The organism is Pseudomonas sp. K5002 (assembly GCF_013386655.1).
GTDB lineage: Bacteria > Pseudomonadota > Gammaproteobacteria > Pseudomonadales > Pseudomonadaceae > Aquipseudomonas.
Map to the genome: position 1 here is coordinate 1 of NZ_JACARK010000178.1, position 8220 is coordinate 8220.

General features: G+C 57.5%; 8 protein-coding genes and 1 pseudogene. 4 read left to right on the top strand and 5 right to left on the bottom strand.

All coding sequences use genetic code 11. The features are described 5' to 3' along the window. The coding region (locus HX846_RS10115; protein WP_372241974.1) for an ABC transporter permease at positions 1-1157 on the top strand (1157 nt) is incomplete at its 5' end. A gap of 46 nt (positions 1158-1203) precedes the next feature. Here the strand turns inward: HX846_RS10115 and greB are convergent. Both greB and HX846_RS10125 read right to left on the bottom strand, forming a co-directional pair. Next, positions 1204-1677, bottom strand: a complete 474-nt coding sequence (greB, locus tag HX846_RS10120; RefSeq protein WP_008437752.1) for a transcription elongation factor GreB — start codon at positions 1675-1677, stop codon at positions 1204-1206. Between the two features lie 152 nt (positions 1678-1829). Further along, on the bottom strand, positions 1830-3059 hold the full coding sequence (locus HX846_RS10125; protein ID WP_178965335.1) for a hypothetical protein: 1230 nt from the start codon (positions 3057-3059) through the stop codon (positions 1830-1832). A 304-nt stretch (positions 3060-3363) separates the two neighbouring features. Between HX846_RS10125 and HX846_RS10130 the strand changes: the two genes are divergently transcribed. The 3 genes from HX846_RS10130 to HX846_RS10140 are packed head-to-tail and all read left to right on the top strand — an operon-like array spanning position 3364 to position 6833. Then, positions 3364-4290: an ABC transporter ATP-binding protein gene (locus HX846_RS10130; protein ID WP_023659064.1), complete on the top strand. Its 927-nt coding sequence runs from the start codon at positions 3364-3366 to the stop codon at positions 4288-4290. Then, positions 4287-5012 carry an ABC transporter permease gene (locus tag HX846_RS10135; RefSeq protein ID WP_003218734.1) on the top strand — a complete coding sequence of 242 codons (726 nt, stop codon included), beginning with the start codon at positions 4287-4289 and terminating at the stop codon, positions 5010-5012. The genes HX846_RS10130 and HX846_RS10135 overlap by 4 nt, the downstream gene beginning before the upstream one ends. Positions 5013-5027: 15 nt before the next feature. Beyond that, positions 5028-6833: a Gldg family protein gene (locus tag HX846_RS10140; RefSeq protein ID WP_178965336.1), complete on the top strand. Its 1806-nt coding sequence runs from the start codon at positions 5028-5030 to the stop codon at positions 6831-6833. 4 nt (positions 6834-6837) lie between these two features. Here the strand turns inward: HX846_RS10140 and HX846_RS10145 are convergent, their stop codons facing one another. The 3 genes and pseudogenes from HX846_RS10145 to HX846_RS10155 all read right to left on the bottom strand — a co-directional run. Then, the gene (locus tag HX846_RS10145; protein ID WP_003218736.1) at positions 6838-7146 is read right to left on the bottom strand and encodes a hypothetical protein; all 309 of its coding nucleotides are present in this window, start codon (positions 7144-7146) and stop codon (positions 6838-6840) included. A gap of 255 nt (positions 7147-7401) precedes the next feature. Beyond that, positions 7402-7836, bottom strand: coding sequence for a DoxX family protein (locus HX846_RS10150; protein ID WP_003218737.1), 435 nt, complete (start codon positions 7834-7836; stop codon positions 7402-7404). 104 nt (positions 7837-7940) lie between these two features. Further along, a pseudogene (locus HX846_RS10155) lies at positions 7941-8220 on the bottom strand (lytic transglycosylase F); the annotation flags it as partial.

Here is an 8220-nt window from a genome sequence, read left to right on the forward strand (position 1 = left end):
TGCTTGCCCGGGCCTCCCTGCCATGGCGCCTGGGGCTGGGCCAGTTGCTGCGTCATCCCCTGGCGGCCGCGGGGCAGTCACTGGCGTTCGGGCTGATCCTGTTATCCATGGGCTTGATCGCGTTGTTGCGCGGCGAATTGCTGGATACCTGGCAGAACCAGTTGCCCAAGGACGCCCCCAACTATTTCGCCCTGAACATCCTGCCCGCCGACAAAGACACCTTCGGCGCACGCCTGCTGGAATTACAGGCGCAATCGGCTCCGCTGTATCCGGTGGTACCGGGACGACTGATCAGCATCAATGGCTCGCCAGTGCAGGAGATTGTCAGCAAGGACTCCAGCGGCGATCGTGCAGTACAGCGAGACTTGAGCCTGACCTGGGCCGCCGACCTGCCACCGGGCAACAAGCTGACGGCGGGCTCCTGGTGGACGGCGCAACCGACCGACGAGATTCCAGGCGTCTCGGTGGAGGCCAAGGTCGCCGACAGCCTGAAACTCAAGCTCAACGATCACCTGGTGTTTACCGTCGGCGGGGAAAACCGCGAAGCGCGGGTCACCAGCCTGCGGGAAATCAACTGGGACAACTTCCAGCCCAACTTCTTCATGATCTTCCAGCCCGGCACCCTGAAGGACCTGCCGGCCACCTACCTGACCAGCTTCTACCTCGCACCCGGCCATGACCAACAGATCGTCGACCTGTCCCGGGCTTTCCCGGCGGTGACCATCCTGCAGGTGGAGGCACTGCTGGAACAACTGCGCAGCATCCTGGCCCAGGTCACCCTGGCGGTGGAGTACGTGCTGTTGTTTGTCCTGGCAGCGGGGATGGCCGTGTTGTTCTCCGGGCTCCAGGCAACCCTCGATGAGCGGATTCGCCAGGGCGCCCTGCTGCGGGCGTTGGGGGCTGAGCGCAAGTTGCTGGTCAAGGCCCGGCGTATCGAGTTCGGGTTGTTGGGCGCAGTCAGCGGGCTGTTGGCAGCGCTGGGCACTGAACTGGTGACACTGGTGCTGTACCGCTACGCGTTCGACCTGACCTGGCACCCGCATCCGTGGCTATTGCTGCTGCCGCTGATCGGCGCCGTGCTGATCGGCGGTGCCGGCGTGTTCGGCACCCGCCGCGCACTGAATGCCAGCCCATTGACGGTGCTGCGCGAGGGCTGAAAACGCAAATGGCCCGCACGCGTTCATGCGTACGGGCCATCCGTTGTCACTTCACATATTCGATAGCGGTGATCCACCAGCACACTTCGCCACTGGGGGTCTGCACGAGCGCCTCGTCATCCACTTCCTTGCGCAACAGTGCCCGGGCCATGGGTGAGTCGATGGAGATGTAGTCCATACGTTCATAGATCTCGTCGTACCCCACGATGCGAAACCGCTTGGTCTCGCCCTGTTCGTTTTCAATCTCCACCCAGGCGCCGAAAAACACCTTCCCTTCCTGCTCGGGCATGTACTCGACCACGCGCATGTCTTCCAGGCGCTTGCGTAAATAACGCACCCGACGATCAATTTCCCGCAGCAGCTTCTTGTTGTACTGGTAGTCGGCGTTTTCGCTCCTGTCCCCCAGGGAGGCCGCCCACGTCACTTTGCGGGTGGTATCAGGGCGCTTTTCTCGCCACAGGTAATCAAGCTCCTTTTTCAGGGCCTCATGACCTTCTTTGGTAATCAGCTTGGTGCTCAAAAGCTCTACATCCCCTGGAAGTTTGCATTTTTCAGACCCGCTGCCGCATCAGGCACAACGCATTTAACGCCCGATGTCGGCTGTGGGGGTCGATGATAAATGAACTCGGGAAAGTAGCCAGACCCACCGGCGGATTCCGGCAACGACGCGTATCAGTCAGCCTCCGGCTGGGTCGGGCCGCATTCAGGCTGGCCGCGCCCGTTCTCGCCAAGCCATGCAAGTGACTCATCCAGGGATTGAAGCGTAACCCTCAGGTTGTCCCGCAGGACAGGCAACTGGAACAGCGCAGCCGTCAGCTGTTGCTCCTTGAGGCGCACCGCAAGGTCACGGTCATGCAACTGGGCTTCCTGGCTCTCCAGGTAGCGCGCACGCTCGTCCATTCGACGCTGCTCTGTCTGGTTCAGCGCCGAGCTGCCAGCCAGATGCTCTTCCCGGAGGGCCAGCGTGCGGGCCAACTGTTCCAGGGACGTTTCCTTTTCGGCAACCCTGTCGGCACTCCGCTGACTCTCCTGCTCAAGGTCAGCCTTTTCCTGGCGCAGTTCGAGACGCAACTGATCAAGCGCTTCTTCCTGCTTGAGCACGCTGAGCTTTTGCTGCGTCAGTTCCTGTGACAATCGGGAAAGATTGGCCAGCGTATCGTCCACTTCAAACAACGAGGATGACTCATTCCGGGCAGGCATGGGCGGCGGCGCCTGGGGGACCGGTTCAGGTTGTTGGACTATGGGCGCCGGCAGTGGCGCAGCGACAGCAGGCGCCTCGATCGGTGCCTGTAGTGGCGCCTCAACGAGCGGTTCGGATATCTCGAGCTCAGCCTCGGGCGCCTGCGCCACCGGCTCGGGCAATGACCGCGCAGGCTCTGAAGGATCGGGGGACCTGGGAGCAGACACCATTCTTGAGGAGAAACGAATCGACGGCACGATCAACGTATTGCTTTCAATGGCGGGCAAACCGGGCGCCGACGTTCCCAGGGTAATCACCTTCATCACCAGGGATTTCTTGATCGTCAACGAGTGATGATCTTCAGGCCTGGCCGGGGGCAATTTGCAGCCTTTCAAATCAACAAAATGAAAGGGAATCTGAGTTTCGCCGCTGCTTGCAGATTTTGCCCCGGGAGCAGCCGCGAGCGTCAGGATTTGCTTGAAGACATGGGTCGCTATTTGCAGGTCTTCCTTGGAGTCTATCGCCCCCAGAAAGTAACGTTCGGACTTTTTGCGCAACGCTGCGATGTACACCCGTGAACTACCGGGCTCTGTTTCTTCATCCAGACTGTAGGCAAGAAAGTTTGAAGAGATCTGCGCCACCGCAAAACCACAAAGCAGTGCACCATTGACCGGTGCATCATGCCCGGACTGTTCAAGAACAAGGGTACGTAGAAGCAGCATGACATCAGGCTCCATTTCAAATTGGCATAAACTTTAAATAAACACCAAATAAACAACGACTGTAATTAAATCATCAAAAGCAAAACAATTGTTTCAGCGAGTCATAGTCTGGCATGTAGGACTTATCTTATTCAGCCCCCTCAGCATTTCCAAGAGCGTTTATTAAACGTACCATTTTTTAACAGTGCGACACCGGAAAAGCTTCAACATAAAAAGATTTCAAGCATTGAATTTCGAACATTCACAACCTGCTGTTCACCCAGGTTAATCCAGCCTTGCCATATCCATTCAGTAGAAAAGCATAATGATCGAGATAACGAGCCTGACAAAAACCATGGGCGGAAAAAACATTATTCATGACTTCTCATTCAACGCCCAACCCCAGGAATGCCTCGGGCTGTTTGGAAATGATGGTGCGGGAAAAACAACTATTATCAAAATGATCTCAGGCTCGACTACACCCTCTTCAGGCCATATAAAAATATTCGGTAACGATATCGCCCTGAATGCATTCCAGGCAAAAAAAGTCACCGGCTACCAGCCAGAGCGACTCTTGAGCCATGGTGCAATGAGTGTAAAGGCCTTTCTCGGTTTCATTGCCGAAATACGCGGATTCCGCGGCGCGGAAAAACGCAAGATGATTGACCGGGCAGTTGCACGGCTTGAGTTGTGGCGGATACTTAAAAGCCCGGTGGAAACCCTCACGGACGGGTTGAAACGCAAGGTAGCCATCGCCCAGGCAATCCTGCATGACCCCAGCCTGCTGTTGCTCGATGAGCCAACAGAAGGTCTGAATGCCGACCAGAAACACAAAGTCAGAATGCTCATCAAGTCGCTCAGCGACGAGATGACGGTCATTGTCGCGTCCCGTGCGCCGGAAGAACTGACCGGTATTTGTACCCGCGCACTGGTGATAGCCGACGGCCGATTGGTGGCAGACACTTCGGTGCCCGAACTGCAGCGCAGCTCCCGTCATCACCAGGCGGTCACCCTTGCAGCCGACACACCGCTGGACCTGTTGGCCCTGGCGGTATTGCCCGGGGTCGCCGGCATCGAGGAAGACCGCGAGACTCCCGGCACAGTGACCGTACTCGCCCTGCCGGGGCAAATCATCTACCCCCACATCAATGCACTGGTCACCCAGCGCCGCTGGAAGCTCAATGCCCTGAACCTGGAAGCCGGGCGCCTGGATGACGTTGTGCACCATATGAGCCAGGAGGCATCGATTTGAAACTTCTCCCGGTCATATTCAAGCGTCAACTGGTCAGTTATCTTTCGGCTCCCCTCACTTACCTGAGCACTGCGGTTTTCCTGACCGCCGCTGCTGTATTTGGCTTCCATGCAACCCGGTTACTGGAAGTCGGCAGTGCCGACTTGCAGGGCTTCTTCCAGTTGCACCCCTGGCTCTACTTACTGTTGACACCTGTCCTATGCACTCGGCTTTGGGCCGACGAGCCCACCACCGGTTCCATGGAGTTCCTGAAAACCCTGCCCGTCACACGTTTCGAGATAGTGGTCGGAAAGTTTCTGGCGGCCTGGATTGTTTCCGGCGTGGCCCTGCTGTTGACCTTCCCGATAGTCATCACCGTCAACTATTTTGGCAATCCGGACAATACAGTCATTGCGTCACAATACCTGGGAAGTTGGGTATTGGCCGGATGTTATCTATCCGTGGGTTGTTTTATCTGCGCACTGACACACCATCGCGCGATTATATTCACCGTAACCCTGTGCTTGCTGCTGACCGCCAGTGGCCTGTCATCCATTCTTGATGCGATTGAACATCAAGTTCCGGTATGGCTGATTGACCGCCTTCTTTCCCTGAGCCCGTCTGCGCGTTTTGACGCCATTGACCAAGGGGTACTGGCTCTTCAAGACAGTTTGTACTTCATCAGTATGATCATCGCCTTTCTTGGCGCGACGGTCATTGTCCTGAATGTAAGAAACGGTTGAGAGGGACACATCACGATGAAAACGCGACTAAGTGCCAGCCTCACAATTATCACGCTCCTGTTACTGTTTCTCGCTTTTAACCTGGTCTGGGCACTGAAACTTCCAAATCCACGGCTGGATTTTTCGGAACAGAACATCCATACACTTTCCGATCCTGTACAGACTATGCTCGGTTCACTGGAAAGACCGGTGGATCTGTACTTCTTCAATTCAAGCAACCGTGCACACAAAGCCAACGCCGTTGAAAGCTACGCTAAACGGGTAGAGCTGTTGCTCAAGGAATATGAAAAAGCGGCAAAGGGCAAAATCAACCTGCACCTCATCGACCCCACCCCTTTTTCTGAAGATGAATACAAAGCCAGGTTACTGGGACTTGACGAACAACACGGATTCTTCGGCCTGGTGGGTACCAGCGCGGGCCATGCGCCCCATAGCATCCCGTCATTCAGCCCGGACCGGGAGTCACTGCTGGAGTATGAAATCAGCCATTTGATTCATAAGGTGATCCACCCCGAGCAACCCATTGTGGGCGTGATCTCCCGGCTGCCAATAAACGGTGAGCGAGATGAACGCAACGGCGTTAATACGCCTCCCTGGCAGGTGTTGCAGGAGATCCGTCGCCAGTTCAACGTGGTGAGCCTGGAGCCGGGTATCGCGCAAATTCCTGAACACGTCAAAACCCTGATGGTGATTCATCCCGGCAACCTGCCTGACCAAACCCTCTACGCAATAGACCAGTTTGTATTGGGCGCAGGCAAGTTGATGATGTTTATCGACCCGCTTGTCGGGCTGGACACCAGCGTCACGGCCCCGGAAAACCCCAAGCTGGAAGCATTGCTGTCCGCCTGGGGCATCCAGATGCCCGCGAACAAGGTGATTGCCGATCGCGACTATGCCACTTCGGTGATCCTGACCACGGGCCAGCCGCCTGTGCGCCATCCCGCGGCACTGACCTTGCCCCGCCAGGCGATGGCACAGGATGACATCAGCGCCTGGAAACTTCACAACGTCAACGTCTTGAGCAGCGGCGCCCTGGCCCCTGCCAAGAGAAGCCGCATGACCTTCACCCCATTGCTGCAAAGCTCCGCGCACGCCGCGCTGTTTGAGGCAGAGCGCTTCGCCCTGCCAGCGCAGCTCAATTCACTGATCAATGAAACAGCCACTCGCGCTCAACAACAGGTGATCGCCGCCCGCGTCGAAGGGCCCGCCTATTCCGCCTTTCCTGACGGCATCAGTGGGCGTAACACCGGCTTGCAAAAGGCTGCAAACATCCATGTGGTCGTGGTCGCCGACACTGACCTGCTCAGCGATCGTGTGTCTGGAATGCTCCAGAAGCATCGCGCGGCGGGTAGCCCGTTGTCAGATAACGCGATGTTTGTATTGAACACCCTGGACAACCTGGCGGCGCCCGATGCACTGATGAACATTCGCCCCCGTGCAGGCGGTGCTCGATCACTGCAGGTGCTGCAGGCAATGCGCGAAGACGCGGCACTGGCCTACGGTGAGAAGTCCGCCGAACTGGCGCAACGCCTGGAACAAACGGAAAAGGAATGGCAACTGCTCAACCCCCCGACAATTTCCCCGGGCCCTCAGGCTGCAACCTCCAACACACTGCTGCAAGCGCTCAACAAGGAGCGGTTGCGAATCCCCATGGAAATTCACGCGCTGAAGGTCCAGTCATACGCCGAGGTTCACGCCCTGGAACGCAAAGTGAAGCTGCTCAATATCGTGCCTGTACCGCTGATACTGTGCCTGATTGCGGGGGGTATTTTCCTGTTGCGTCGCCGTCGCCGGCATCTGCCTTCAGCAGCGTTCTACTGAGGGCTCAACGCCGGGCGATCAGCCCTTGCCGGGCAATGCGGGTCAGTTGGCGTATCACTTCGCCCGCGTCGCTGGCACTGGGCGCCTGAATGACGGCCAGGTCGAAGCTGTTGGACGCAAAGCGCGCAAGGGAGTCGCCGTCTTCGACAAACTGGATCAGAAAGGCCGAAGGCCGCCCCGTGCGGCGCGGCCAGCCATCCAGATAGCGCAGCAACGTCGGCTGATGCTTGCCGCCCAAGAGGATTTTAGGATTGCGTTGGGTCAGGTCCGCGGTGATCGGGGCCAGGCGTATGAGGGGGCGTAGTGCATTCATTGTGTCGTGTCTCTGCCTCAAAAGTCTGCGGGCAGGTGAGAGGCAACACCGAACCAGCGCTTTAGCGGAATTTCGAAGCTGGCCCATGGCTCTGGCTTCTGTCGGGACTGTGATCAGTCACCCGTGGCGCCCCGCAATTAGCTGTTTAAATCGGCGCATGGGCAACATCCTAGAGAAGCCTGTAGGGCGGTGTCAAGAATCCCGAGCAACGAAAAGGCCCGCACTGGGCGGGCCTTTTAAGGGGGGTTCGCGGTATCAGTGAGTGATGGCGCGGTCTGCGGACAATTTGCCCGCACCTTCCAACAACACGGCCAGCGTACCGCCCAGCAGCGCCAGGGCGAACTCGTAGCCGTTGTTGGCCATGAACAAACCGTTATGGATATGCACCGAGAAAATCGCCACCAGGGAAATGATCGACAGGCCGAGTGCCGCCGGCCGTGCCAGCAAGCCAATGATCAGCGCCAGCCCGGCGAAGAACTCGGTACCACCGGACAGCACCGCCATCAGGGTACCTGGGGCCAGGCCGATACTTTCCATCCACTGGGCAGTGCCCGCCAGGCCGCCGCCGCCAAACCAGCCAAAGAGTTTTTGCGAACCGTGGGCGGCGAAGATGATCCCGACAAAAATCCGCAGGACAGTCAGGCCGTAGCCGGCGCGGGTGGAGAGGATGCGGGTGATCAATGGGCTCATGCTGATAATCCTTTTCAAGGTAGGGGTTGGGTTGGCCGCTATATTAATCAGTTTAAACAATGATAAAAGCCGATAAAGCGGCTCATAATTATCGAATTAATAGATTATTTACGTGAGGCAACCCGTGGCGCTGCCGGCTCCAACGACTCCCGCTCACGATCAAACGCCAGGTAATACTTGTTCACGCTATTAACATAGCTGACGCCGCTCATTCCCACCTGCTCCATTGCAATGCGCTCGACCTGGAAAAACCATTGGTTTGGGTTAAGCCCCCGCCGCCGCGCCTCGGCACGCATTCCCTGGACCCGCTCGGGCCCCATGTTGTAGGCCGCCAGCACAAACGCCATGCGCTCGCGCTCGTTGAGCTTGGGGCTTGAGAAGAAC

What these genes read in the sequence shown, in the direction of transcription:
- HX846_RS10130 (WP_023659064.1), top strand. Translation starts at nt 3,364, where the DNA reads ATGATCGAGATAACGAGCCTGACAAAAACCATGGGCGGAAAAAACATT.
- HX846_RS10125 (WP_178965335.1), bottom strand. Translation starts at nt 3,059, where the DNA reads ATGCTGCTTCTACGTACCCTTGTTCTTGAACAGTCCGGGCATGATGCA.
- HX846_RS10145 (WP_003218736.1), bottom strand. Translation starts at nt 7,146, where the DNA reads ATGAATGCACTACGCCCCCTCATACGCCTGGCCCCGATCACCGCGGAC.
- HX846_RS10140 (WP_178965336.1), top strand. Translation starts at nt 5,028, where the DNA reads ATGAAAACGCGACTAAGTGCCAGCCTCACAATTATCACGCTCCTGTTA.
- HX846_RS10150 (WP_003218737.1), bottom strand. Translation starts at nt 7,836, where the DNA reads ATGAGCCCATTGATCACCCGCATCCTCTCCACCCGCGCCGGCTACGGC.